The following is a 25,521-nucleotide window of genomic DNA, read 5'->3' on the forward strand; positions in this document are numbered from 1 at the left end:
CCATCTTGGAAAGATCGACGGCATCGCCGCGTCGGCCCATCGGGCAACGCGGCGTAGGCGAAGGACGACCCGGCTCAGTCGATGAGCTGCGTCTTGATGGCGTAGTAGGTCAGGTCGCTGTTGGTGGAGAGATTCATCTTCTCCATCAGGCGCGTGCGATAGGTGCTGATGGTCTTCACCGACAGCGAGAGCGCCTCGCCGATGGCGCCCACGGTCTCGCCCTTCGCCAGCTTGAGGAACACCTGGAACTCGCGCTCCGACAGCTGCTCGTGCGGCGGTGCGCTGCCGTCCTTGCGCTCCAGCTGGCCCGCGAGCAGTTCGGCCACCGAGGGCGAGATGTAGCGCCGGCCCAGCGCGATGGTGCGGATGGCCTTGGCGATCTCCTCGGGGTCGCATTCCTTGTTGAGGTAGCCCGATGCGCCCTGGCGGATCAGGTTCACCGCGTAGTGCTCCTCGGGGTAGCCGCTGAGGATGAGCACGCCCAGGTCCGGCGCCTTGGCGCGCACCATGGCGAGCGCGTCGATGCCGCTCTGGCCTGGCATGGACAGGTCCATCACCAGCACGTCGATGTCGGTCGTGCGCACGAGGTCGATGGCCTCGCGGCCGCTGCCGGCCTCGCCGACCACGCGGAAATCGACGAAGGTGGAGAAGAACGACTTCAGGCCTGTGCGGACGACCGCGTGGTCGTCGACGATGCCGATCTTGATCATGTGATGAGCCTCCTGTGATGTGGTTGTTGAGGGCCGCATGCCCGCGCGTCGGCAGGCAGCGGAAGGAGGGCGTCACGATGCCACATGCGTTCGCGCCTCGGGGCCTCCGAAGTCGGGTCGCGCGCTTGTCCTGCACGGGTTCGCTGAAACGTCTCGCAACGATGTAGGAGAGCAGGCGGGTGGCCACCCCGCGCGGCAGTGACAGAGCTTGCCCGCTCCTCTGGATTTCTTGCCCGATCCTGTGAAGACACGGCTGCCGCGTGAATGCCGCCGCGGCACGCGGGTAGAGTGCCGGGCAAGTTTTCGAAGCGAGCAAGATGTCACCCAGACCGGACGAGGAGGACGCGAAGGACTCGAACGACGCCGGCGCCGCGGCACGGTGCAGGGCCCTGCAGGCGGCGATGGCGCGGATCATCGGCGCGCGCACGCCGGCGCCGGGCGACTACGACACGCCCATCGCGAACCTCGGCTTCTTCCGGCGCGAGTCGCCCGCGCCGCCCGCGGTGTGCATGGTCGAGCCGAGCATCGTGCTCGTCGCGCAGGGCGCCAAGCGGATGTGGGTGGGCGGCGAGGCCTATCCCTACGACACCTCGCGCTTCCTCGTCACCTCGCTGGACATGCCCGCCAACTCCGAAGTGACGGCGGCGAGCCCGCGGCAGCCTTGCCTGGGCCTGATGCTCAAGCTCGACGTGCGCGTGCTGGCCGAGCTGATCGCGCAGGGCAACCTGCCGCCGCAGCGCGAGCGCCCCATCGGCATCGGCGTGGGACTCGGCGAGGCGACGCCCGCGCTGCTGGCGCCGATCGCCCGGCTGGTGGAACTGCTGGACGAGCCCGAGGCCATTCCCGTGCTCGCGCCGATGATCCACCGCGAGATCCACTACCGGCTGCTGCTGAGCGACCAGGCGGCCAGGCTGCGGCAGATCGCCTCCGTGGACGGGCAGGGCCACCGCGTGGCGAGGGCCATCGACTGGCTGAAGCTCAACTACGCATCGCCGCTGCGCATCGACGAGCTCGCGGCCCGCGTGCAGATGAGCGCGCCGACCTTCCACCACCACTTCCGCCAGCTCACCGCGATGAGCCCGCTGCAGTACCAGAAGTGGCTGCGGCTGAACGAGGCGAAGCGGCTGATGCTGAACGAGCACTTCGACGCGGCGAGCGCCGCCTTCAGGGTGGGCTACGAGAGCCCGTCCCAGTTCAGCCGCGAATACAGCCGCCTCTTCGGTGCCCCGCCCAGGCGGGACATCGAGGTGCTGCGCGAAGGAGCCAGGCGCGAGGCCGGGCAAGCGCGGCTTCCGCCGGCCGCGAACTGACGGAGCCTTCGCCGCCTCATCGGATCGGGCAAGAAAACAAGAGGATTGCTCTATCGATCGGCGTGCCGCTTCAGAAGAATGGGAGTCCCTGGCCCCGCTCGCAGGCGGGGACCGATTCCGATGCGGGAAGCCGGCCGCGGCTCCCGTCCTGAGAACCTTTTTCCGAAGCCAGCGATTCCATGAGCCACGGACAGGGGGCAACAGCCGCCGTTCTCCTACTGCCGAAGCCCATGGGCCGCGATATCAGCACTGATCAGCATTGATCGCCACCACCCGAACCTCGAACAGCAGGAGCCGACATGGACAGTCCCACGACCCCACTGATCTCCCGGCGCGACGCGCTCCTCGCAGGAGCAGCCACCGCCGCGGCGATCTCGACCTCATCCGCGCCAGCAGCGCCGGCGACGGCACAGGCGGCACCCGCGGCCAGCGCCGCCGGATTCCGCGCGAAGCTCTCGCTGAACGTCAACGGCATGGCGCACGCGCTCGACCTGGACACGCGCACCACCTTGCTCGACGCCCTGCGCGAGCACCTGCAGCTGACGGGCACCAAGAAAGGCTGCGACCACGGCCAGTGCGGCGCCTGCACGGTCATCGTCGACGGCAGGCGCATCAACTCATGCCTGACGCTCGCCGTGATGCACGACGGCGCGCAGGTCACGACCATCGAGGGCCTGGGCACGCCGCAGAACATGCATCCGCTGCAGGCCGCTTTCGTCAGGCACGACGGCTACCAGTGCGGCTACTGCACGCCCGGCCAGATCTGCTCGGCCGTGGCGGTGATCGACGAGGTCAGGCGCGGCATCCCGAGCCACGTGAGCGCCGACCTCACGGCCCGCCCCATCCTCTCGGCCGAGGAACTGCGCGAGCGCATGAGCGGCAACATCTGCCGCTGCGGCGCCTACTCCAACATCGTCGAGGCCATCACGGAAGTGGCGGGGAGCAAGGCATGAAGGCTTTCACCTACGAGCGCGCCGCCACCCCGGCGCAGGCCGCGTCCGCCGTTGCGGGCCGGCCCGGCGCGAAATTCATCGCCGGCGGCACCAACCTGCTGGACCTCATGAAGCTGCAGATCGAGGCGCCGGTGCATCTGGTCGACGTGAACGGCCTGGCGCTGGACCGCATCGAGCAAACGCCCGAGGGCGGCCTGCGCATCGGCGCGCTGGTGCGCAACACCGACCTGGCGGCCGACGAGCGCGTGCGCCGCGACTACGGCGTGCTCTCGCGCGCGCTGCTGGCCGGCGCATCGGGCCAGCTGCGCAACAAGGCGACCACCGCGGGCAACCTGCTTCAGCGCACGCGCTGCCCCTACTTCTACGACACCGACCAGCCCTGCAACAAGCGCCGTCCCGGCAGCGGCTGCAGCGCCATCGGCGGCGTGACGCGGCAGCTCGCGGTGATCGGCGGCAGCCGGTCCTGCATCGCCACCAACCCCAGCGACATGGCCGTGGCGATGCGCGTGCTGGACGCCTCGGTCGAGACCGTGCGGCCCGACGGGCGCACCCGCGTGATCCCCATTGCCGACTTCCATCGCCTGCCCGGCGACACGCCCCACATCGAGACGGCGCTGGAGCGCGACGAGCTCATCACCGGCGTGACCCTGCCGAAGCCGGTCGGCGGCACGCACGTCTACCGCAAGGTGCGCGACCGCGCCTCCTACGCTTTCGCGCTGGTGTCGGTCGCGGCCATCGTGCAGCGCGACGGCTCCGGCCGGGTGGCGCTGGGCGGCGTCGCGCACAAGCCGTGGCGCATGGAGGCTGCCGAATCCGCCATGCCGCAGGGCGCGAAGGCCGTGACCGCGCGGCTGCTCGCCGATGCGCAACCCACCCACGAGAACGCGTTCAAGCTGCAGCTCGCCGAGCGCACGCTGGCCGCGGCCATCACGCAAGCGAGGAGCTGAGCATGAGATTCGACACCCCCGCCACCACCAACCCCATCGACCAGCTGAAGATCATCGGCAAGCCCACCGACCGCATCGACGGCCCGATGAAGACCACCGGCTCCGCGCGCTACGCCTACGAGCGCAACGCCGAGATGCCGAATGCCGCCTATGGATATGTGATCGGCGCAGGCATCGCGAAGGGCCGCATCGCGTCGATGGACACAGCTGCCGCCCGGACGGCGCCGGGCGTGCTGGCCATCGTCACCGCGCGCAATGCGGGCAAGCTCGCCAAGGGCGACTTCAACACGGCGAAGCTCCTGGGCGGCCCGGAGATCGACCACTACCACCAGGCGGTGGCGCTGGTCGTGGCCGAGACCTTCGAGCAGGCGCGCGCGGCCGCGCAGCTGCTGCGCATCGAATACGAGCGCACGCCCGGCCGCTTCGACCTGGCCGCCGAGAAGGGCACGGCGCAGATGCCCGCCGCCAACCCCTTCTCGGGCGAGCCGCAGACGAAGACGGGCGATTTCGCCAGCGCGTACGCGGCCGCCCCCGTGCAGCTCGACGCGACCTACACCACGCCCGACGAGTCGCACGCGATGATGGAGCCGCACGCCTCCATCGCGCAGTGGCAGGGCGACAAGCTCACCATCTGGACCTCGAACCAGATGATCGCCTGGGGCGCCGGCGACGTCGCCAAGACGCTCGGCATCCCGAAGGCGAACGTGCGGCTGATCTCGCCCTTCATCGGCGGCGGCTTCGGCGGCAAGCTCTTCGTGCGGGCGGACGCGCTGCTCGCGGCGCTGGGCGCGCGGGCTGCGCGACGGCCGGTGAAGGTCGCGCTGCCGCGGCCGCTGATGGCGAACAACACCACGCACCGGCCCGCGACCATCCAGCGCATCCGCCTGGGCGCCGGCCGCGACGGCAGGCTCACCGCCATCGCCCACGAAGGCTGGTCGGGCGACCTGCCGGGCGGCCAGCCGGAAACGGCCGTGAACCAGACCCGGCTGCTGTACGCCGGCGCGAACCGCCTCACGACCACGCGCCTGGCCGTGCTCGACCTGCCCGAGGGCAACGCGATGCGCGCACCCGGCGAGGCGCCCGGGATGATGGCGCTGGAGATCGCCATGGACGAGATGGCCGAGAAGCTGGGCATCGACCCGATCGAGTTCCGCGTGCTCAACGACACGCAGGTCGATCCCGAAAAGCCGCAGCGCCCCTATTCGCAGCGCAAGCTGATCGAATGCCTGCGCACCGGCGCCGAGCGCTTCGGCTGGAACAGGCGCAACCCGGCGCCGGGGCAGCAGCGCGACGGCCGCTGGCTCGTCGGCATGGGCATGGCCGCCGCGTTCCGCAACAACCTGGTGATGAAGTCCGGCGCGCGCGTGCGCCTGGACAACCGGGGCATGGTCACCGTGGAAACCGACATGACGGACATCGGCACCGGGACCTACACCATCATCGCGCAGACGGCCGCCGAGACCATGGGGGTGCCGCTCGACAAGGTGCTGGTGCGCCTGGGCGATTCGGCGCACCCGGTCTCGGCCGGCTCCGGCGGGCAATGGGGCGCCAACAGCTCGACCTCGGGCGTCTTCGCGGCATGCATGAAGCTGCGCGAAGCGGTCGCCGCCAAGCTGGGCCTTCCGGCGGCCGAGGCGGAGTTCGCCGACGGCATGGTGCGCGCCGGCTCGCGCGCGGTGCCGCTGGCCGAGGCGGCCGGCGCGCAGGGGCTGGTGGCGGAGGACAGCATCGAATTCGGCGACCTCGACAAGAAGTACCAGCAGTCGACCTTCGGCGCGCATTTCGTGGAAGTCGGCGTCGACGCGGCCACCGGCGAGATCCGCGTGCGGCGCATGCTCGCGGTGTGCGCCGCGGGGCGCATCCTGAACCCGAAGTCCGCGCGCAGCCAGGTGATCGGCGCGATGACGATGGGCGTGGGCGGCGCGCTGATGGAAGAGCTCGCGCTCGATAAGCGGCACGGCTTCTTCGTCAACCACGACCTGGCGGGCTACGAGGTGCCGGTGCACGCCGACATTCCGCACCAGGACGTCGTCTTCCTCGACGAGACCGACCCGATCTCCTCGCCGATGAAGGCCAAGGGCGTGGGCGAGCTCGGCATGTGCGGCGTGGCCGCGGCGGTGGCGAACGCCGTCTACAACGCGACGGGCGTGCGGGTGCGCGACTACCCGATCACGCTCGACAAGCTGCTGGATCGGCTGCCGCCGGTGGCCTGAACCTGCGGGCAAGCAGGAGGAGGCGGCGGGTAAGCCCGGTGCCGCGAGTCCGTCTCGCTTGATACGATTTTTTCCGGAACGCCCGCTCCAAGGGCGTCGGAGACAAGATGGACTCGAGCATTTCCAGCAGCGCCGCCCACGGCGCGCATGGCGCGGGTGTGGCCCTGTACCGCGTCATGGTGCGGATACGGGCCTTCGAGAACGCGGCGGAGACCGCCAGCCAGGGCGGCGTGAGCGCCTACGGCCAGCAGGCGGCGGGCGCCGCCAAGGTGCGCGGGCCGCTGCACCTGTCGACCGGGCAGGAGGCGGTGCCGGCAGGCGTCTGCGCCCACCTGCGCGCGAGCGACTACCTCACTTCCACCCACCGCGGCCACGGCCACACGCTGGCCAAGGGCGCCGACCTCGCGCGGATGATGTGCGAGCTGTTCGGCAAGGCCACCGGCTTCAACGGCGGCAAGGGCGGCTCGATGCACATCGCGGACTTCTCGGTCGGCATGCTGGGCGCCAACGGCGTGGTGGCGGCGGGGCTGCCGATTGCGGTGGGCGCGGCGCATGCGCAGAAGCTGCTGAGCAAGGGCGACGACATCACCGTCTGCTTCTTCGGCGACGGCGCGATCAACCACGGCCCCTTCCTCGAAGCGCTGAACTGGGCGCGCGTGTACCAGCTGCCGGTGCTCTTCGTCTGCGAGGACAACCGCTGGAGCGCGACCACGGCGAGCGGCCCGATGACGGCCGGCGAAGGCGCCTCGGCGCGCGCCGAGGCGATGGGCATCGCGTCCACGCAGGTCGACGGCAACGACGTGTTCGCGGTGCACGCGGCCGCCGCGAAGCTGGTGGCGGAGGTTCGCAACGGCGGCGGGCCGCGCCTGCTGCATGCGCTGACCTACCGCGTGAAGGGGCATGTGTCGGTGGACGTCGCGGCGTACCGCGATCCAGCCGAACTGGCCGCCGCGCTCAAGACCGACCCGATCGCGCGGGCACGCGGCCATCTGCTGGCAGCCGGCGTTGCCGCCTCGACGCTCGACGCCATCGAGAACGCCGCGCGCGACGAGGTCGATACCGCCCTCGCGGTCGCCGACGCGGCCCCGTGGCCCGAGCCGGCCACCGCCTTCACCGACGTGCAGACCGTCGGGGAGGGCCAGTGGCGATGAAGCACGAACTGAGCTATTCGGAAGCCGCCCTGCTCGCCCTGCAGCGCGAGATGGAAGCCGACCCGCGCGTGGTGGTGCTCGGCGAGGACGTGGGCCGCGGCGGCATCTTCGGCCAGTACAAGGGGCTGCAGCAGCGCTTCGGCGAAGGTCGCGTGATCGACACGCCGATCAGCGAGGCGGCGATCATGGGCGCCGGCGTGGGCATGGCGCTCGCGGGCTTGCGTCCGGTGGTCGAGATGCGCGTGGTCGACTTCGCGCTGTGCGGCATGGACGAGCTGGTGAACCAGGCCGCCAAGAACCGCTTCATGTTCGGCGGCCAGGGCCGCGTGCCGCTGGTGGCGCGCATGCCCGGCGGCATCTGGGACGCCTCGGCGGCGCAGCATTCGCAGTCGCTCGAAGCCTGGTTCGCGCACCTGCCGGGCGTGGTGGTGGTGTGCCCCTCGACCCCACAGGACAACCACGGCCTGCTGCGCGCCGCGCTGCAATGCGGCGACCCGGTGGTCTACATCGAGCACAAGACACTGTGGGGCGCGCGCGGCGAGGTCGACGAAACCATCGCCGTGCCGCTGGGCAAGGCGGCGCGCGTGCGAGAGGGCGATGCGCTCACGCTGGTGAGCTGGAGCCGGCAGATGCAGGCCTGCGCGGCAGCGTGCGATGTGCTGGCCGCCGAGGGCATCGCGGTGGACCTGATCGACCTGCGCACGCTGTGGCCGTGGGACCGCGAGACGGTGCTGTCCTCGTGCGCGCGCACCGGCAGGCTGCTGGTGGTGCACGAGGCGGTGCAGGCCGCGGGCTTCGGCGCGGAGATCGCGGCCAGCGCGGCGGAGGCCACCGGCTGCCGCGTCGCGCGGCTGGGCGCCCCGCGCATTCCGGTCGGCTACGCGCCGGTGCTGGAGGCGCAGTCGCGCGTCGGCACGGAAGCGATCGTGGCCGCGGCAAAAAGGCTCGCCGGCTGAAGCACGATCGATCGGCCATGGACCCGCTCTTCTTCAAGCTGGTGAGGGTCGTGAACCTCACGGCCCGGCCCTTTCACGAGCGCGTGGGCCGCGAGCACCGGCTCACGCTCAACGAGTGGCGCACGATGGCGGTGCTCGCCGCGCAGCCCGGCCTCAACGCCACGCAGGTGGCCGACCAGACCGGCCTCGACAAGATGGCGGTGAGCCGCGCCCTCGCCGGCCTGCTGCGCCACAAGCGCGTACAGCGCCACGACGACCCGACCGACCGGCGCAGCAGCCGGCTCTACCTCACGGCCGCCGGCAAGGCGCTGCACGAGACGGTGGGCGCCCTCGGCCGCGAACGCGAAGTCGCGCTGTTCGGCGGCATCGATGCCGCCGAACTGGCCCAGCTCGACGCCACGCTCGACAAGCTCATCGAGGCCGTGCAGCGCGGCACCCCCTGACCGCAACCACGAGCAGGCCGCGCCCCATTCCAGAACACCACGGAACCGGCTTCGCCGGGCCGTCGGTGTTGCCCCCGGAAGGGGGTTGGCGCAGCGACACGAAGTGCGCGCAGCCTGGGGGCGAGCCAAGTCAAGCCGCGAAGCCGCCGTCGATGTTCAAGCTCGCGCCCGTCACGAAGCCGGCTTCGGGGCTGGCGAGGTAGCCGACCATGCCGGCGATTTCTTCCGGGCGGGCGTGGCGGGCCAGCGCCATCAAGCCGTGCATCGACGCGGCGTTGGGGCCGTCGACGGGGTTCATGTCGGTGTTGACCGGGCCGGGCTGCACGTTGTTGACGGTGATGCCGCGCGGGCCGAGGTCGCGCGACAGGCCCTGCACCAGGCCGACCAGCGCCGACTTGCTCATCGCGTAGGCGCTGCCGCCGGGCCAGGGCATGCGCTCGGCATTGGTGCTGCCGATGTTGATGATGCGGCCGCCCTCGCCCATGTGGCGCGAGGCCGCCTTGGCCGCGACGAACACGGCGCGCACGTTGATGGCCAGCGTCTTGTCGAAGTCTTCGAGCGAGAACTCGTCGAGGGTGCCGCCGAGGAACACGCCTGCGTTGTTCACGAGGATGTCGATCCTGCCGAAGGTGCGGGCGGCTTCGTCGATGCCGGCAGTGAGGGCCGCGGCGTCGGCGCTGTCGATCTTCAGCGCGAGGGCGCGGCCGCCTTCGGACTGGATGCTGCGCACCAGCTCTTCGGCCGGCGCGGCCGAGGCTGCGTAGCTGAAGGCCACGGCGGCGCCGTCGCGTGCCAGGCGGCGCACGATGGCCGCGCCGATGCCGCGCGAGCCGCCGGTGACGAAGGCGACCTTGCCGGTCAGGACGGGGGAAGAAGAGGACGAGGACGAGGAGGAAGTGGTGTTGGAGACCATGATTTTTCCGTTGAAGTGGAGGAAGAAGGCCTCAGTCTGAGCTTTTCATTCCATCTCCGGTAGCCATCAATCCATCCAATCAAATTCAATCAATAGTTGAAGATGAGACCGACAATGCCGCCATGGAACCGCTCAACCACCTCGAATCCTTCGTGCAGAGCGCGGAGGGCGGCAGCTTCTCCGAGGCCGCACGGCGCCTGGGCCTGACGCCGGCCGCCGTCAGCAAGAACGTGGCGCGCCTGGAGGCGCGGCTGGGCCTGCGGCTGTTCCAGCGCAGCACGCGCAGCCTGAAGCTGACCGAGGGCGGCGAGCGCTTCCTCGCGCAGATCGGCGGTGCGCTGGCCACGCTGCGCGAGGCGGTGGCGGGCGTCGACACCGACGACGGCCAGCCCTCGGGCACGCTGAAGGTCAGCATGGGCCAGGCCTTCGGGCGCGAGCACGTGCTGCCGCTGATGGGCGGGTTCCTCGCGCGCTACCCGGCCATCGTGCCCGACTGGCACTTCGACAACCAGCAGGTCGACCTGGTGGGCGAAGGCTTCGACGCGGCCATCGGCGGCGGCATCGAACTGCCGGCCGGGCTGGTGGCGCGCGAGCTGGCGCGCATCCACGTGGTGGCGGTGGCCTCGCCCGCGTACATGGAGGGGCGCAAGCCGCCCCGGCATCCGTCGGACCTGGCGGCGCTCGACACGCTGATGCGCCGCTCGTCGCCCACAGGGCGCGTGCGCAGCTGGACGCTGCGGCGCGTGCGCGGCGCAGGCGAAAGCGAAGGGGAACGCGAGGTCAGCGTCGAGCTTCCGCGGCCGCGCGCCATCTTCAACGACCCCGAGGCGATCGCGCATGCCGCGCTGATGGGACTGGGCGTGGCGATGCTGCCCCTGCCCTTCGTGGAGCGCGGGCTGCGCAGCGGCGAGCTGCTGCGGCTGGTGCCAGACTGGTACCAGGAGGCGGGCGCGGTGTGGCTCTACTACCCGAGCAAGAAGCTGCTGCCGCCGAAGACGCGGGTGTTCATCGACTTCGTGCTGGAGCGCTTCCGCGAGGAGCGGTTCGCGCAGCGGATGCAGGTGGCCTGAGGCGCCGCGGACCGCGCGCTGCCGACTCCCTCACGCAGCCACGGGGTTTTCACCCGCGACGGCCGGGGCGTGCGCCTGTACAAACGCGCGCATGACCAATCAGACTTTCTCTTTCTCCCCGAATCGCCGCACCGTGCTGGCCGCATCCGTTGCCGCCGCGCTGACCCTCATCACCGCGCCGTCGTGGGCCCAGGCCACCTGGCCGACCAAGCCGGTGCGCATCGTCGTGCCCTTTGCGGCCGGCGGCACCACCGACATCCTGGCGCGTGCCGTGGCGCCCGAGCTTTCCAAGGCCTTCGGCCAGCAGTTCATCGTCGACAACCGCGCCGGCGCGGGCGGCAACGTGGGCGCCGAGATCGTGGCGCGCGCGCCGAACGACGGCTACACGCTGCTGATGGGCACGGTGGGCACGCACGGCATCAACCGCGCGCTGTACCCCAAGCTGCCCTTCGACCCGATCAAGGACTTCGCGCCGATCACGCTGGTGGCCGCCGTGCCGAACGTGATGGAGATGAACGCCGACAAGGCGAAGTCGCTGAACATCCACAACGTGCAGGACTTCATCAAGTACGCCAAGGCCAACCCGGGCAAGCTGAACATGGCCTCCAGCGGCAGCGGCACCTCGATCCACCTGGCGGGCGAGCTGTTCAAGAGCATGACGGGCACCTTCATGGCGCACATCCCGTACAAGGGCTCGGGCCCGGCGCTGCTGGACATGGTGGGCGGCAATGCCGACGTGATGTTCGACAACCTGCCTTCGTCGATGACGCAGATCAAGGCCGGCAAGCTCACCGCGCTGGCCGTGACGAGCGCACAGCGTTCGCCGGCCCTGCCCGACGTTCCGACAGTGGCGGAAGTGGGCGGGCCCTCGCTCAAGGGCTACGAGGCGAGTTCGTGGTTCGGGCTGCTGGCGCCGGCGGGCACGTCACCGGAGATCGTGAACCGCATCCAGCAGGAAGTGGCCAAGGCATTGGGTACGCCGGCCATGAAGGAAAAGATGCTCGCGCAGGGCGCGATCCCGAGCGGGAATTCGCCTGCGGACTTCACGAAGCTCATTGCGAGCGAGCATGTGAAGTGGGCGAAGGTGGTCAAGGACTCCGGCGCTAAAGTTGACTGACCCCCAGGCTGCGCGCACTTCGTGTCGCTTCGCCACCCCCCTTGCAGGGGGCAACGCCTGCGGCCCGGCAGAGCCGGTTCCGGCGGCGTTTCACGTAAAGACCGAGGGCGGCTGATCTTTTGTGATCAGGTCTTCCAGGTCACGTCCTTCTTTTCGGCCAGGGAGTCCTTGAGCATGTGCAGCAGCGGGATCGCGCGCTGGTGCAGGCCGACGTGCTGCTTCTCGGCCTCGTTGGCGTGGCCTTCGACGGCGTAGTCGTCGTTGTTGTGGGCGTTGGAGGCCTCGCGCGCCAGGGCGGCTTCGAGGGCCGCGATGGCGCCGGGGATCTGTTCGACTGTGATGATGCCCTGCGGGGCGGCGGACTTGCCGACGATCTCGAGCAGTTGGCGGGCATGCACTTCGAGCATCACGAAATCGGGAGCGGCCCGGGACTGGAATCGATAGAGCATGGTGTTCTCACTCACTTGTTGTAGATGTAGTCACGCGCAAAAGGGTACACCGATTGCGCGCCGCGAAGGACGCCGTGTTCGACCTTCCCGTCGGGCCGGGTGGAAAGCATCTGGTGCAGCGAGATCCAGCCCTGCTCGAAGCTCATGGCCGAGCCCGCAAGGTACAGCCGATAGGCGCGCAGGATGCGTTCCGCGTTCTCTTTCTGGCGGCCGCCGCTTCGTTGCAGCACTTCCCGCGCGGCGTCGAGCTGCGACTCCAGCGCGTCCGACCAGGCCCAGAGCGTGCGCGCGTAGTGCGGCCGCAGGCTCTCGGTGTCGACCATCTCCAGGCCGGCCGCGGCGGTCTCGCGCAGCACGTGCGTCACGTGCAGCAGCTCGCCGCCCGGAAAGATGTACTTCTCGATGAAGTCGCCCATGCCGGCGCCGAGCTGGCGGTAGTTGAGCTCGCCGGAGGTGATGCCGTGGTTCATCACCAGGCCGCCGGGCTTGAGCAGCGCATGGATCTTGCGGAAGTAGGTCGGCATGTTGGCCGCACCCACGTGCTCGAACATGCCGACGGAGGAAATCTTGTCGAAGGGCTTGTCGGTGGGCACTTCGCGGTAGTCGCGCAGCTCGACGCGCACGCGGCCCTGCAGGCGCTTTTCTTCGATGAGCCGCTGCACGTGCGCGTGCTGGTTCTTCGACAGCGTGATGCCTGTGGCGTCCACGCCATAGTGCTCGGCCGCCCACAGCAGAAGCGCGCCCCAGCCGGAGCCGATGTCGAGATAGCGCTCGCCGGGCTGCAGCATCAGCTTGCGGCAGATGTGGTCGAGCTTGGCTTCCTGCGCCTGCGCCAGCGTGAGGTTGGGCGTGCGGAAGTAGGCGCATGAATACACGCGGCGCGGATCGAGCCACAGCGCGTAGAAATCGTCGGAGACGTCGTAGTGGAACTCGATCTGCGCCGCGTCCTTGCGCAGCGAGTGCGAACCGTGCGACTTGGCCCGGTGCTGAAGGCGGCTCCACCAGCCGGTGTCGGTCTCCGCCGGGTTGCCGGGGAGCATGCCGACCGTGGCGTCGATCAGGTCGCGCATGGCGCCCTCGATCTGCACCTTGCCCTCGACGTAGGCCTCGCCGATGGCCCCCACCTGCCGTGCCGCCAGCTTGGCCAGCACCGTCCACTCCTTGAAGGCCAGCGTGACGCGGGCTCCGGCCTGTGCGACGCGCCTGCCATCGGGCAGCTCGAGCGCGATGGGGACAGGCAGCGACGCCAGCTGCGACTCGATCTTGGGTATCAAGTGTTGCATGGGGCCATGGTATTGATTTTTCCAAGCTTTTGCATGACTTCCCGTGTCGGCGCAAGCCGCGATCTGGGCTGGCTCGCAGCCTGCGCGAACCCGGATTGACATTGGATTGTTTATGTCTAAACTATTTAGCCATGAACAGACTCGACCCGTCCAAGTCCGCTCCCGCCTCGGACCTCCAACGCATCCTGTGCATCGGCGGCGGGCCGGCAGGCCTGTACTTCGCCCTGTTGATGAAGGCGCGCAACCCGGCGCTGCAGATCACCGTGGTGGAGCGCAACCGCCCCTTCGACACCTTCGGCTGGGGCGTGGTGCTGAGCGACCAGACGCTCGCCAACCTGCGCGCGGCCGACGCGCCGACCGCGGCGCTCATCGGCAACGAGTTCCACCACTGGGACGACATCCAGGTCTTCTTCAAGGGCCGCCAGGTGCGCTCCGGCGGCCACGGCTTCTGCGGCATCGGCCGCAAGCGGCTGCTCAACATCCTGCAGGAGCGCTGCCTCGAACTGGGCGTCGAGCTGGTGTTCGAGACCGACGTCGCCGACGACCAGGCGATTGCCGCCAAGTACGAGGCCGACCTGGTGATCGCCAGCGACGGCCTCAACAGTCGCATCCGCCAGCGCTACGCCGACGTGTTCAGGCCCGACATCGACCTGCGCAACTGCCGCTTCGTGTGGCTGGGCACGCACCAGACCTTCGACGCCTTCACCTTCGCCTTCGAGCAGACCGAGCACGGCTGGTTCCAGGCGCACGCCTACCAGTTCGACGACAAGACATCGACCTTCATCGTCGAGACGCCCGAGGCCGTCTGGAAGGCCCATGGCCTCGACCAGATGGAGCAGCCCGAGGCCATCGCCTTCTGCGAGAAGCTCTTCGCCAGGTACCTCGGCGGCCACTCGCTCATCAGCAACGCCACGCACCTGCGCGGCTCGGCCAACTGGATCCGGTTTCCGCGCGTGGTGTGCGAGCGCTGGACGCACCGCATCGACGTCGAAGGCCGCTCCGTGCCCGTGGTGCTGATGGGCGACGCGGCGCACACGGCGCACTTCTCGATCGGCTCGGGCACCAAGCTCGCGCTGGAAGACGCGATCGACCTGGCCAACGAGTTCGCGCAGGGCGGCACGGTCGACCATGTGCTCGAAGGCTACGAGGCGCGCCGCAGCGTCGAGGTGCTGAAGATCCAGAACGCCGCGCGCAACTCCACCGAGTGGTTCGAGAACGTGCCGCGCTACACCGGCATGCAGATCGAGCAGTTCGCCTACTCGCTGCTCACCCGCTCGCAGCGCATCAGCCACGAGAACCTGCGCCTGCGCGACACGCAGTGGCTCAGCGGCTACGAGCAGTGGCTTGCAGGCGGCAAAGCGATGCCGCCGATGCTCATGCCCTACAAGGTGCGCGGGCTCACGCTGAAGAACCGCATCCTGGTGTCGCCCATGGCCACCTACAGCGCGGTCGACGGCGTGCCGCAAGACTTCCTTTTGGTGCACCTGGGCGCACGCGCGCTCGGCGGCGCGGCCATGGTGTTCGTCGAAATGACGAGCCCGACGCCCGAAGGTCGCATCACCCCCGGCTGCACGGGCCTCTACAACGATCAGCAGCAGGCCGCCTTCAAGCGCATCGTCGATTTCGTGCACACGCAGTCGAGCGCCAAGATCGCGATGCAGCTCGGCCACAGCGGCCCCAAGGGCTCGACCCGCGTGGGCTGGGAAGGCACCGACGAACCGCTCGAGAGCGGCAACTGGCCGCTGCTGGCCGCGAGTGCGCTGCCCTACGGCGAGCAGAACCAGCTGCCCGCTGCCATCTCGCGCGCCGAGATGGACACGCTGCGCGACCAGTTCGTCGACTCGACCCGCCGCGCCGCCGAGTGCGGCTTCGACTGGCTCGAGCTGCACTGCGCGCACGGCTACCTGCTGTCGGCCTTCATCAGCCCGCTCACCAACCTGCGCACCGACGAATACGGCGGCGACATCGAGGCGCGCTGCCGCTACCCACTCGAAGTGTTCCGCGCCATGCGCGCCGCGTGGCCCGCCGACAAGCCGATGAGCGTGCGCATCTCGGCACACGACTGGGCGCCCGGCGGCAACACCGATGCCGACGCCATCGTGGTCGCGCGCCTCTTCAAGGAGGCCGGCGCCGACTTCATCGACGTGTCGTCCGGCCAGACCACGCGCGCCGCGAAGCCGGTGTACGGCCGCATGTACCAGACACCGTTCTCCGACCGCATCCGCAATGAGGTCGGCATCTCGACCATCGCGGTGGGCGCCATCACCGACGCCGACCAGGCCAACAGCATCATCGCGGCCGGCCGCGCCGACCTGTGCGCCATCGCGCGCCCGCACCTGGCCGACCCCGCATGGACGCTGCACGAAGCCGCCAAGCTGCAAAGCCGCGACATCGAATGGCCCGTGCAGTACCTGAGCGGGCGCGACCAGATGTATCGCGAGATCGCCAAGCAGCAACAGCTCGCGGCCGCCGCCAATGCAGCGATGGCCGCGCAGAACAGCGAGGAGACGCACTGACATGGACCTCGAAGCGCGCGCGCACAGCGAACACACGGAGGCACTGCGGCTGTGGCTTCGGCTGCTCACCTGCACCCAGCTGATCGAGAAGCAGGTGCGCAACGAACTGCGCTCGCAGTTCGCCACCACGCTGCCGCGCTTCGACCTGATGTCGCAGCTAGAGCGCTCGCCCGAGGGCCTCAAGATGAACGAGCTCTCGCGCCGCATGATGGTGACCGGCGGCAACGTGACCGGCATCACCGACCAGCTCGTGTCCGAGGGGCTGGTGGAGCGCATCAACGTCGAGGGCGACCGCCGCGCATGGCGCGTGCGCCTCACGCCGCGCGGGCGCAAGCTCTTCAATGAAATGGCGCAGCAGCACGAGGACTGGATCGTCGAGGCCTTCGCTGGCCTCAGCGCCAAGGAGATCGCGCAACTGCACAAGCTGCTGGGCAAGGTCAAGCAGCACTCGCACAACCAACTACTGATGGCGGAGACCGAATGAAGCACTACATCGGCGCGGGCAATCCCATGCGCGCGCAATTCGAACCCAAGGCGGCCTACAAGGCGGAGCACTTCGCATGGGGCTTCGAGGCCGGCGTGGGCACCATCACGCTGAACCGGCCCGACCGCAAGAACCCGCTGACCTTCGACTCGTACGGCGAACTGCGCGACCTTTTCCGCGCGCTGGCCTACGCCACCGACGTGAAGACGATCGTCGTGACCGGCGCGGGCGGCAACTTCTGCTCCGGCGGCGACGTGCACGAGATCATCGGCCCGCTGACCGGCATGCGCATGCCCGAGCTGCTGGAGTTCACGCGCATGACGGGCGACCTGGTGAAGGCGATGCGCGCCTGCCCGCAGCCCATCGTCGGCGCGATCGACGGCGTGTGCGCGGGTGCCGGCGCGATGATCGCGCTGGCCTGCGACCTGCGCTACGGCTCGCCCGCCACGCGCACCGCCTTTCTCTTTACACGCGTGGGCCTCGCCGGTGCAGATATGGGCGCGTGCGCACTGCTGCCGCGCGTGATCGGCCAGGGCCGTGCGTCGGAGCTGCTCTTCACCGGCCGCGCGATGACGGCGCAGGAAGGCCATTCGTGGGGCTTCTTCAACGCACTGCATGAAAGTGATGCGCTGCTCGAGGCTGCCACCAAGGTCGCGCGCGACCTCGCCGAAGGCCCGACCTTCGCGCACGGCATGACGAAGACGATGCTGTCGCAGGAATGGTCGATGACCATCGACCAGGCCATCGAGGCCGAGGCGCAGGCACAGGCCATCTGCATGCAGACCGAGGACTTCAAGCGCGCCTACGAAGCCTTCGCGGCCAAGCGCAAGCCGGTCTTCGGCGGGGACTGACGCGATGTTGACCAAGGCTCCCGCACCACCTTCGACGGCGCACCTTGCGCTGCCCTTCTTCGACGACGCGCACCGCGCGCTGGCCGACGGCCTTCTGCCCTGGGCCGACGCGCAGCAAGTCGGCGAGCACGACGACCGCGCGGCCTGCCGCGACTGGGTCCAGCGCCTCGGCGCCGGCGGCTGGCTGCGCTACTGCGTGCCGGGCAGCTCCGGCGGCGCGCTGGAGCGGCTCGACTCGCGCGCCCTCGTGCTGCTGCGCGAGACGCTCGCCTACCACTCGCCGCTCGCCGACTTCGCCTTCGCGATGCAGGGCCTGGGCAGCGGCGCGATCACGCTCGCGGGCACGCCGCAGCAGCACGTCGACTACCTGACCGCCGTGGCCAAGGGCAGCAAGATCGCGGCTTTCGCGCTCAGCGAGCCCGAGGCCGGCTCCGACGTGGGCGCGATGGCGATGCGTGCCGAAGCGACCGCCGACGGCTGGAAGCTGAACGGCGAGAAGACCTGGATCAGCAACGGCGGCATCGCCGACTTCTACTGCGTGTTCGCAAAGACCGACCCGGCGGGCGGCACGCGCGGCATCACCGCATTCATCGTCGATGCGAAGACGCCGGGCCTCGACACCTCCGAGCACATCGACGTGATGGCGCCCCACCCGCTGGCCACGCTGCGCTTCGAGAACTGTGTCGTGCCGCGCGCCGCACAACTGGGTGAGCTCAACGGCGGCTTCAAGCTCGCGATGCGCACGCTCGACATCTTCCGCGCCTCGGTGGCCGGGGCGGCGCTCGGCATGGGCCGGCGCGCGCTGGCGGAAGCGATCGCCCATTCGAAGAAGCGCCGCATGTTCGGCCAGACGCTGGCGGACTTCCAGCTCACGCAGGCGAAGCTCGGCGAGATGGCCGCGCTGATCGACGGCGCGGCGTTGCTCACCTACCGCGCCGCATGGATGCGCGACGACGCCGAGCGGCGCGGTGCACCGGCAGTGGGCGACGTGTCGGCCGCTGCGGCCATGGCCAAGATGTGCGCGACCGAGAACGCGAGCCGCGTGATCGACATGGCGCTGCAGATGCACGGCGGCCTCGGAGTGAAGGTTGGCACGAAGGTTGAAAGCCTCTATCGCGACATCCGCTCGCTGCGCATCTACGAGGGCGCAACGGAAGTTCAACAACTGATCATCGGCAAATCCGTTCTACGGGGATAAACACCGTGTCTGCCCAAGTCGACCGCTTCGTTCACGACCGCTTGCCGCCCGCGGCGCAGCTGCCCGTCTTTCGCTACGACCTGCCTGAGCTGCAGCTGCCAGACCAGCTCAACCTGGTCGAGGAGCTGCTCGACAAGGCGGCGGCGAAGGGCTTCGGCGACAAGCCGATGCTGCGCTCGCCGCAGGGCACGCTGACCTATGCGCAGGCGGCCGTCGAGGTCAATCGCATCGCACAGGTGCTGGTCGAGGATCTCAAGCTGGTACCGGGCAACCGCGTGCTGCTGCGCGGCGGCAATTCGGTGGCGATGGCGCTCGCGTGGTTGGCGGTGGTGAAGGCCGGGCTGATCGCGGTGGCGACGATGCCGCTGCTGCGCGCGAAGGAGCTGGGCGACATCATCGAGAAGGCGCAGCCCGTGGCCGCGCTGTGCGACGGGCGGCTGTTGGACGAACTGGCGATCGCGCAGCGGGAGCATCCGGTGCTTGCCTCGGTGATCGCATTCAACAAGCCCGACGCGGAAGACTCGCTCTCTGCGCGCGCGGCGAAGAAGAGCGGCGTATTCCAGGCCTGCCCCACGGCTTCGGACGACATCGCGCTGCTGGCTTTCACATCGGGCACCACCGGCAAGCCGAAGGCGCCCGTCACGACGCACCGCGACGTGCTCGCGATGTGCCAGACCTGGCCGCGCCACGTGCTGCGCGCACGCAGCGACGACATCGTCGTCGGATCGCCGCCGCTGGCCTTCACCTTCGGGCTCGGCGGCTTGCTGGTGTTTCCGATGTGGGCCGGCGCCTCGGTCTACTTCCCCGATGCGCCGTTCACGCCCGAAGGGCTGGTGAAGCTCATCAACGAGGTCGGCGCGACCATCTGCTACACGGCGCCCACGTTCTATCGCCAGATGGCGCCGTTCGTGAAGCAGCACGGCATGCCCACCCTTCGCATCAGCGTGAGCGCCGGCGAAGCCCTGCCCGATGCCACGCGGCAGCTGTGGAAGGAAGCCTCCGGCATCGAGATGCTCGACGGCATCGGCGGCACCGAGGTCTTCCATATCTACATCTCGGCTGCCGGCGCCGACGTGCGCCGTGGCGCGGTCGGAAAGGTCGTGCCGGGCTTCACCGCGAAGGTGGTGGACAACCAGGGCAACGAAGTGCCGCGCGGCACGGTCGGCAAGCTCGCGCTGCAGGGGCCCGTGGGCTGCCGCTATCTGGACGATCCACGGCAGACCGATTACGTGAAGAACGGCTGGAACTATCCGGGCGACTCGTTCGTGCAGGACGACGACGGCTATTTCTTCTACCAGGCGCGCGCCGACGACATGATCATCACCGCCGGCTACAACGTCGGCGGGCCGGAGGTCGAGGACGCGCTGCTCAAGCACCCCGCGGTGGCCGAGTGCGGCGTGATCGGCAAGCCCGATCCGGAGCGCGGCATGATCGTGAAGGCGTTCTGCGTCCTCAAGCCGGGCAACGAAGGCAACGCCGCCCTCGTGAAGGTGCTGCAGGACCACGTGAAGGCGACCATCGCGCCGTTCAAATACCCAAGGGAGATCGAGTTCGTGCCGGCGCTGCCGCGCACCGAAACCGGCAAGCTCCAGCGATTCAAACTGAGACAACCCAACACGACGACATCATGATCAACAAACTCCTGCAACCCGAAGGCTGGCTGCCTCCCAAAGGCTATGCGAACGGCGTCGCCGCTCGCGGAACGATGCTGTTCATCGGCGGCCAGATCGGCTGGAATGCACAACAGCAGTTCGAGTCGGACGACTTCATCGACCAGTGCGGCCAGGCGCTGCGCAACATCGTCGAGGTGCTGCGCGCAGGCGGCGCAGGTCCCGAGCACATGGTCCGAATGACCTGGTACGTGACGGACCGCGATGAATACAGCCGGCGGCTGGGCGAACTCGGCCCGGTCTACCGCGACGCGATGGGCCGCAACTTCCCGGCCATGACCTGCGTGCAGGTGGCGGCGCTGGTGGAGCACCGGGCGAAGGTCGAGATCGAGGTCACCGCGGTCGTACCGGACTGAGCCTCATCGCCGGCCCAAAAACAGGAATGCCCTCATTGCGAGGGCATTTCTTTTGCCTTTCGTGGCAGTTGATCGGCAAAGAAGAGCGACAGAAAAGCGAAAAAGAAAAAGGCCCTTTGATTTCTCAAAGGGCCTTCTCAATTTGGTTGCGCGAGCAAGATTTGAACTTGCGACCTTTGGGTTATGAGCCCAACGAGCTACCAGGCTGCTCCATCGCGCGGCAGACTTAGATTATAGCTTATTCAGCAGCGTTTTGCTCGGCTGCGTCTTCTTTAATTTCAGGACGATCAACCAGTTCGACAAGCGCCATCGGGGCATTGTCGCCCACGCGGAAACCCATCTTCAGGATGCGGGTGTAGCCGCCCGGACGCGCGGCGAAACGCGGGCCGAGTTCGCCGAAGAGCTTGACGACGCTGTCGCGGCTGCGCAGGCGGTCGAAGGCCAGGCGCTTGTTGGCGACGGTGGGCTTCTTGGCCAGGGTGATCATCGGCTCGATGACGCGGCGCAGTTCCTTGGCCTTGGGGACCGTGGTCTTGATGACTTCGTGCTCGATGAGCGAATTCATCATGTTCTGCAGCATCGCGAGGCGGTGCGAGCTGGTGCGGTTGAGTTTGCGGAGTCCGTGTCCGTGACGCATGGTGCTTTCCTTTACTTTATAAAAACAGGCAGCCGTGTCAGGTACTGCCCGGTGCACTGGCCCTTTTCAGGAGGCCTCTTTCAAAAATTCAAATAATCAACGCTTGTCGAGACCGGCCGGCGGCCAGCTTTCGAGCTTCATGCCCAAGGTCAGGCCGCGCGAGGCAAGCACTTCCTTGATTTCGTTGAGCGACTTGCGACCCAGGTTCGGGGTCTTGAGCAACTCGTTCTCGGTGCGCTGGATCAGGTCACCGATGTAGTAGATGTTTTCGGCCTTCAGGCAGTTGGCCGAACGCACCGTCAGTTCGAGTTCGTCGACAGGGCGCAGCAGGATCGGATCGAACTGCTGTGCGCTGCGCGGAGCCGGAGCGTCGAACGCAGCGAGTTCGCCGCCTTCGAGCTGCGCGAACACGGCGAGCTGCTCGACCAGGATTTTAGCCGATGCGCGCACAGCGTCTTCGGCGGTGATCGCACCGTTGGTCTCGATCTCGACCAGCAGCTTGTCCAGGTCGGTGCGCTGCTCCACGCGGGCGCTCTCGACGGTGTAGCTCACGCGCTTGACGGGCGAGAACGAGGCGTCGAGGACGATGCGGCCGATCGACTTGGTCGGCTCGTCCGCGTAGCGGCGCATCGTGCCGGGCACGTAGCCGCGGCCCTTCTCGACCTTGATCTGCATGTCGAGCTTGCCGCCTTGCGACAGGTGGGCGATCACGTGGTCGGGGTTGATGATCTCGACGTCGTGCGGGGTCTGGATGTCGGAGGCCAGCACAGGACCTTCGCCGTCCTTGCGCAGGCTCAGCGTGACTTCGTCGCGGTTGTGGAGCTTGAACACCACGCCCTTGAGGTTCAGCAGGATGTTGACGACATCTTCCTGCACGCCGTCGATCGACGAGTACTCATGCAGAACGCCAGCGATCGTGACTTCGGTGGCCGAGTAGCCCACCATGGACGACAGCAGCACGCGACGCAGCGCGTTGCCGAGCGTGTGGCCATAGCCGCGCTCGAAAGGCTCGAGCGTCACCTTGGCCTTGTTGGCGGCAAGTTGCTCGACCTGGATGGTCTTGGGTTTCAGCAGGGTGGTTTGCATGCAGACTTCCTCTCAATACCCCCGGCTCGTTACACCGGTAAGGCTGGTGAAGCACCTGAGCCGCGACGAAGCGCGGAGCAGGAACGTGAACAACAAAAACAATCTCCCGCCGGCGCGTGGAAGCGCAGGCGGGTAGAAAAAATCAACGCGAATACAGTTCGACGATCAGCGATTCGTTGATGTCGGCTGCGAATTCGTCGCGATCGGGCACCTTCTTGAACGTGCCTTCGGCCTTGTCGGCGTTCACGTCGACCCATGCCGGAATACCGACTTGCTGGGCGAGTTGCAGCGCTTCGACAACGCGGGTCTGCTTCTTCGACTTGTCGCGCACGGCGATCACGTCACCGGTCTTGACCAGGTACGACGGGATGTTGACCGACTGACCGTTCACCGTGATCGCCTTGTGCGACACCAGCTGGCGCGCTTCGGCGCGGGTCGAGCCGAAGCCCATGCGGTAGACGACGTTGTCCAGGCGCGATTCGAGAATGAACAGCAGGTTGGCGCCCGTGTTGCCACGACGGCGGTCGGCTTCCTCGAAGTAGCGGCGGAATTGCTTCTCGAGCACGCCGTACATGCGCTTGACCTTCTGCTTCTCGCGCAGCTGCAGGCCGTAGTCGGAGGTGCGCTGACCCGAGGTGCGGCCATGCTGGCCGGGCTTGGAGTCGAACTTGGCCTTGTCCTGGATCGAACGGCGGGCGCTCTTCAGGAACAGGTCGGTGCCTTCACGGCGGGAAAGTTTGGCCTTGGGGCCGAGGTAACGTGCCACGATTTTTCCTTTGTGTCATCTGCCGCAGTTGCCTGCGGGAGCCGTCGGTTGCATGCCGATGGCGGTGGGCTTAGTAAAAAAACAAACGCGCAGCCGCTATTCAAAGCCGGCTGCGCCTTGCGGACTGACGATCAGATGCGGCGACGCTTCTGGGGACGGCAGCCGTTGTGCGGAACGGGCGTCACGTCGGCAATGGAATTGATCCGGATGCCGAGCGCAGCCAGTGCGCGCACCGACGATTCGCGACCGGGGCCGGGGCCCTTGATCTCGACGTCGAGGTTCTTGATGCCTTGTTCGACAGCAGCACGGCCGGCAACTTCCGAAGCGACCTGCGCAGCGAACGGGGTCGACTTGCGCGAGCCCTTGAAGCCCTGGCCACCCGACGAAGCCCACGACAGGGCGTTGCCCTGGCGATCGGTGATCGTGATGATGGTGTTGTTGAACGAAGCGTGCACGTGAGCGATACCGTCCGCGACGTTCTTGCGAACCTTCTTGCGAACGCGCTGTGCGGCGTTGTTTGCAGGTGCTTTAGCCATGCTGTTCTATCCTTATTTCTTCAGGGACTGCGCAGCCTTGCGCGGACCCTTGCGGGTGCGGGCGTTGGTGCGCGTGCGCTGGCCGCGCATCGGCAGGCCGCGACGATGACGGAAGCCGCGGTAGCAGCCGATGTCCATCAGGCGCTTGATGTTCATCGTCGTCTCGCGACGCAGGTCGCCTTCGATCGTGAACAGTGCGATCTGGTCGCGGATCTTCTCGAGATCGGCGTCGGTCAGATCCTTGATCTTCTTCGAATACTCGATGCCGCTCGCTTCGCAGATCTGACGGGCGCGGGTGCGACCGATGCCGAAGATGGCGGTCAGGCCGATTTCAGCGTGCTTGTGCGGCGGGATGTTGATGCCAGCAATACGTGCCATGTGCGTCCTCTAATACTCTTCAATCAACCCTGGCGCTGCTTGTGGCGCGGGTCGGTGCAGATCACGCGCACCACACCCTTGCGGCGGATGACCTTGCAATTACGGCAGATGGTTTTGACCGAAGCCGAAACTCTCATTTCACTCTCCTAAAACTGTTTAACGTGGCGGTCTACCGCCCGGACTCAATACTGAAACACAGCCCTACGATGTCTTGAAGTTAGCCTTCTTCAGCAGCGATTCGTACTGCTGGGACATCATGTAGTTTTGCACCTGGGCCATGAAGTCCATCGTGACGACCACGATGATCAGCAGGGAGGTACCACCGAAGTAGAACGGCACGTTGTACTTCAGGATCAGGAACTCTGGCAGCAGGCAGACGAAGGTGATGTACACCGCGCCAGCCAGCGTCAGGCGAACCAGAATCTTGTCGATGTAGCGAGCGGTCTGGTCACCCGGGCGGATGCCAGGAATGAATGCACCACTCTTCTTCAGGTTGTCGGCCGTTTCCTTGCTGTTGAACACGAGTGCCGTGTAGAAGAAGCAGAAGAAAACGATCGCAGCGGCATACAGCAGCACGTAGATCGGCTCGCCGGGGCGCAGCGCGCTGGCCACGTCCTTGATCCAGCGGAAGCCACCTTCGCCGGTGCTGAACCAGCCGACCACCGTTGCCGGCAGCAGGATGATCGACGAGGCGAAGATCGGAGGGATCACGCCAGCCATGTTCAGCTTCAGCGGCAGGTGCGACGACTGGCCGCCGTACACCTTGTTGCCGACCTGGCGCCGCGCATAGTTCACGAGGATCTTGCGCTGGCCACGTTCCACGAACACCACGAAGTAGGTGACCAGCACCACCACGGCGACGATGAAGAGCGCGACGATCACGTTCATGGCGCCGGTACGCACCAGCTCCAGCAGGCCGCCGATGGCGTTGGGCAGACCGGCCGCGATACCCGCGAAGATCAGGATCGAGATGCCGTTGCCGAGGCCGCGTTCGGTGATCTGCTCGCCGAGCCACATCAGGAACATCGAACCTGCCGTCAGGCTCACCATGGCGGTCAGGCGGAAGCCGAAACCGGGCGAGATGACCAGGCCGGCCGACGACTCGAGAGCCACTGCGATGCTGAACGACTGGAACAGGGCCAGGCCCAGCGCGCCATAGCGCGTGTACTGCGTGATCTTGCGGCGGCCGGCCTCGCCTTCCTTCTTCAATTGCTCGAAGGTCGGAAGCACGTAGGTCATCAGCTGCATGATGATCGACGCCGAGATGTACGGCATGATCCCCAACGCGAACACGGTGAAGCGCGACAGCGCACCGCCCGAGAACATGTTGAACAGGCTCAGAATGCCGCCCTGCTGGCCCTGGAACAGCGCAGCCAGCTGGTCCGGGTTGATGCCCGGGACAGGGATATGCGCGCCAATCCGGTAGACCACGAGCGCGAGCAGCAAGAAGACGAGCCGGCGACGGAGGTCGCCGAACTTGCCTGTCTTTGCGATCGTTGCCGCGTTAGTTGCCACGAAGAACTTCTTT

Annotated in this window: 26 protein-coding genes and 1 tRNA gene; 15 read left to right on the top strand and 12 right to left on the bottom strand. The window is 67.7% G+C overall.

All coding sequences use genetic code 11. The features are described from left to right. Positions 1-74 precede the first annotated feature (74 nt). Complete coding sequence (locus ACHMXA_RS01660; protein ID WP_176665129.1) at positions 75-710, bottom strand: response regulator transcription factor; 636 nt, start codon at positions 708-710, stop codon at positions 75-77. A 401-nt stretch (positions 711-1,111) separates the two neighbouring features. Between ACHMXA_RS01660 and ACHMXA_RS01665 the strand changes: the two genes are divergently transcribed. From ACHMXA_RS01665 to ACHMXA_RS01695, 7 genes are all read left to right on the top strand, one after another. After that, a complete protein-coding gene (locus ACHMXA_RS01665; RefSeq protein ID WP_395321201.1) occupies positions 1,112-2,020 on the top strand; it encodes an AraC family transcriptional regulator N-terminal domain-containing protein in 909 nt (302 codons plus the stop codon). 299 nt (positions 2,021-2,319) lie between these two features. After that, positions 2,320-2,973 carry an aldehyde dehydrogenase iron-sulfur subunit PaoA gene (paoA, locus tag ACHMXA_RS01670; protein ID WP_395317959.1) on the top strand — a complete coding sequence of 218 codons (654 nt, stop codon included), beginning with the start codon at positions 2,320-2,322 and terminating at the stop codon, positions 2,971-2,973. Then, the gene (locus ACHMXA_RS01675; protein ID WP_395317961.1) at positions 2,970-3,920 is read left to right on the top strand and encodes an FAD binding domain-containing protein; all 951 of its coding nucleotides are present in this window, start codon (positions 2,970-2,972) and stop codon (positions 3,918-3,920) included. The genes paoA and ACHMXA_RS01675 overlap by 4 nt, the downstream gene beginning before the upstream one ends. Positions 3,921-3,922: 2 nt before the next feature. Next, positions 3,923-6,133 (top strand): aldehyde oxidoreductase molybdenum-binding subunit PaoC, encoded by a 2,211-nt coding sequence (paoC, locus tag ACHMXA_RS01680; RefSeq protein ID WP_395317963.1) that lies wholly within the window; start codon positions 3,923-3,925, stop codon positions 6,131-6,133. Between the two features lie 107 nt (positions 6,134-6,240). Continuing rightward, on the top strand, positions 6,241-7,284 hold the full coding sequence (locus ACHMXA_RS01685) for a thiamine pyrophosphate-dependent dehydrogenase E1 component subunit alpha (RefSeq protein WP_395317965.1): 1,044 nt from the start codon (positions 6,241-6,243) through the stop codon (positions 7,282-7,284). Further along, positions 7,281-8,240: an alpha-ketoacid dehydrogenase subunit beta gene (locus tag ACHMXA_RS01690; protein ID WP_395317967.1), complete on the top strand. Its 960-nt coding sequence runs from the start codon at positions 7,281-7,283 to the stop codon at positions 8,238-8,240. The genes ACHMXA_RS01685 and ACHMXA_RS01690 overlap by 4 nt, the downstream gene beginning before the upstream one ends. 17 nt (positions 8,241-8,257) lie before the next feature. Then, on the top strand, positions 8,258-8,683 hold the full coding sequence (locus tag ACHMXA_RS01695) for a MarR family winged helix-turn-helix transcriptional regulator (protein ID WP_395317969.1): 426 nt from the start codon (positions 8,258-8,260) through the stop codon (positions 8,681-8,683). 130 nt (positions 8,684-8,813) lie between these two features. Here the strand turns inward: ACHMXA_RS01695 and ACHMXA_RS01700 are convergent, their stop codons facing one another. Then, a complete protein-coding gene (locus tag ACHMXA_RS01700) occupies positions 8,814-9,596 on the bottom strand; it encodes an SDR family oxidoreductase (RefSeq protein ID WP_395317971.1) in 783 nt (260 codons plus the stop codon). Positions 9,597-9,718: 122 nt separating this feature from the next. On the opposite strand from ACHMXA_RS01700, the gene ACHMXA_RS01705 reads away from it, so the two are divergent. After that, positions 9,719-10,666, top strand: coding sequence for a LysR family transcriptional regulator (locus ACHMXA_RS01705; RefSeq protein ID WP_395317973.1), 948 nt, complete (start codon positions 9,719-9,721; stop codon positions 10,664-10,666). A 91-nt stretch (positions 10,667-10,757) separates the two neighbouring features. Further along, positions 10,758-11,783 carry a Bug family tripartite tricarboxylate transporter substrate binding protein gene (locus ACHMXA_RS01710; RefSeq protein ID WP_395317975.1) on the top strand — a complete coding sequence of 342 codons (1,026 nt, stop codon included), beginning with the start codon at positions 10,758-10,760 and terminating at the stop codon, positions 11,781-11,783. A gap of 125 nt (positions 11,784-11,908) precedes the next feature. Here ACHMXA_RS01710 and ACHMXA_RS01715 read toward each other — a convergent pair whose 3' ends face one another. Both ACHMXA_RS01715 and ACHMXA_RS01720 read right to left on the bottom strand, forming a co-directional pair. Continuing rightward, positions 11,909-12,232: a DUF1840 domain-containing protein gene (locus ACHMXA_RS01715; RefSeq protein WP_395317977.1), complete on the bottom strand. Its 324-nt coding sequence runs from the start codon at positions 12,230-12,232 to the stop codon at positions 11,909-11,911. An 11-nt stretch (positions 12,233-12,243) separates the two neighbouring features. Continuing rightward, positions 12,244-13,515, bottom strand: a complete 1,272-nt coding sequence (locus ACHMXA_RS01720) for a class I SAM-dependent methyltransferase (protein WP_395317979.1) — start codon at positions 13,513-13,515, stop codon at positions 12,244-12,246. 131 nt (positions 13,516-13,646) lie between these two features. Between ACHMXA_RS01720 and ACHMXA_RS01725 the strand changes: the two genes are divergently transcribed. The 6 genes from ACHMXA_RS01725 to ACHMXA_RS01750 are packed head-to-tail and all read left to right on the top strand — an operon-like array spanning position 13,647 to position 20,590. After that, positions 13,647-16,031, top strand: a complete 2,385-nt coding sequence (locus ACHMXA_RS01725) for a bifunctional salicylyl-CoA 5-hydroxylase/oxidoreductase (protein ID WP_395317981.1) — start codon at positions 13,647-13,649, stop codon at positions 16,029-16,031. A gap of 1 nt (position 16,032) precedes the next feature. Then, positions 16,033-16,515 (top strand): MarR family winged helix-turn-helix transcriptional regulator, encoded by a 483-nt coding sequence (locus tag ACHMXA_RS01730; protein WP_395317983.1) that lies wholly within the window; start codon positions 16,033-16,035, stop codon positions 16,513-16,515. Continuing rightward, positions 16,512-17,366 carry an enoyl-CoA hydratase family protein gene (locus ACHMXA_RS01735; RefSeq protein ID WP_395317986.1) on the top strand — a complete coding sequence of 285 codons (855 nt, stop codon included), beginning with the start codon at positions 16,512-16,514 and terminating at the stop codon, positions 17,364-17,366. The genes ACHMXA_RS01730 and ACHMXA_RS01735 overlap by 4 nt, the downstream gene beginning before the upstream one ends. 4 nt (positions 17,367-17,370) lie before the next feature. Further along, positions 17,371-18,564, top strand: coding sequence for an acyl-CoA dehydrogenase family protein (locus ACHMXA_RS01740; RefSeq protein ID WP_395317988.1), 1,194 nt, complete (start codon positions 17,371-17,373; stop codon positions 18,562-18,564). A gap of 5 nt (positions 18,565-18,569) precedes the next feature. Then, on the top strand, positions 18,570-20,195 hold the full coding sequence (locus tag ACHMXA_RS01745) for an AMP-binding protein (protein WP_395317990.1): 1,626 nt from the start codon (positions 18,570-18,572) through the stop codon (positions 20,193-20,195). Continuing rightward, entirely contained in the window at positions 20,192-20,590 is a 399-nt protein-coding gene (locus ACHMXA_RS01750; RefSeq protein WP_176665145.1) for a RidA family protein, read from the top strand. The genes ACHMXA_RS01745 and ACHMXA_RS01750 overlap by 4 nt, the downstream gene beginning before the upstream one ends. Positions 20,591-20,733: 143 nt before the next feature. Here ACHMXA_RS01750 and ACHMXA_RS01755 read toward each other — a convergent pair. From ACHMXA_RS01755 to secY, 8 genes are all read right to left on the bottom strand, one after another. Then, positions 20,734-20,810: transfer RNA gene (locus ACHMXA_RS01755), tRNA-Met, on the bottom strand. 18 nt (positions 20,811-20,828) lie between these two features. Beyond that, positions 20,829-21,227, bottom strand: a complete 399-nt coding sequence (gene rplQ / locus ACHMXA_RS01760; protein ID WP_176665146.1) for a 50S ribosomal protein L17 — start codon at positions 21,225-21,227, stop codon at positions 20,829-20,831. A gap of 96 nt (positions 21,228-21,323) precedes the next feature. Next, the gene (locus tag ACHMXA_RS01765; protein WP_009124827.1) at positions 21,324-22,313 is read right to left on the bottom strand and encodes a DNA-directed RNA polymerase subunit alpha; all 990 of its coding nucleotides are present in this window, start codon (positions 22,311-22,313) and stop codon (positions 21,324-21,326) included. Positions 22,314-22,455: 142 nt separating this feature from the next. Next, positions 22,456-23,079, bottom strand: coding sequence for a 30S ribosomal protein S4 (gene rpsD, locus ACHMXA_RS01770; protein ID WP_093196104.1), 624 nt, complete (start codon positions 23,077-23,079; stop codon positions 22,456-22,458). 131 nt (positions 23,080-23,210) lie between these two features. Further along, complete coding sequence (gene rpsK, locus ACHMXA_RS01775; RefSeq protein WP_009124825.1) at positions 23,211-23,615, bottom strand: 30S ribosomal protein S11; 405 nt, start codon at positions 23,613-23,615, stop codon at positions 23,211-23,213. Between the two features lie 12 nt (positions 23,616-23,627). Further along, positions 23,628-23,993, bottom strand: coding sequence for a 30S ribosomal protein S13 (rpsM, locus tag ACHMXA_RS01780; RefSeq protein ID WP_013544105.1), 366 nt, complete (start codon positions 23,991-23,993; stop codon positions 23,628-23,630). Positions 23,994-24,016: 23 nt separating this feature from the next. Further along, entirely contained in the window at positions 24,017-24,130 is a 114-nt protein-coding gene (rpmJ, locus tag ACHMXA_RS01785; RefSeq protein WP_013544106.1) for a 50S ribosomal protein L36, read from the bottom strand. A gap of 64 nt (positions 24,131-24,194) precedes the next feature. Then, positions 24,195-25,508 (bottom strand): preprotein translocase subunit SecY, encoded by a 1,314-nt coding sequence (secY, locus tag ACHMXA_RS01790; RefSeq protein ID WP_176665147.1) that lies wholly within the window; start codon positions 25,506-25,508, stop codon positions 24,195-24,197. Positions 25,509-25,521 lie beyond the last annotated feature (13 nt).

The sequence above is a fragment of the Variovorax sp. UC74_104 genome (assembly GCF_044055375.1).
Lineage (GTDB): Bacteria > Pseudomonadota > Gammaproteobacteria > Burkholderiales > Burkholderiaceae_C > Variovorax.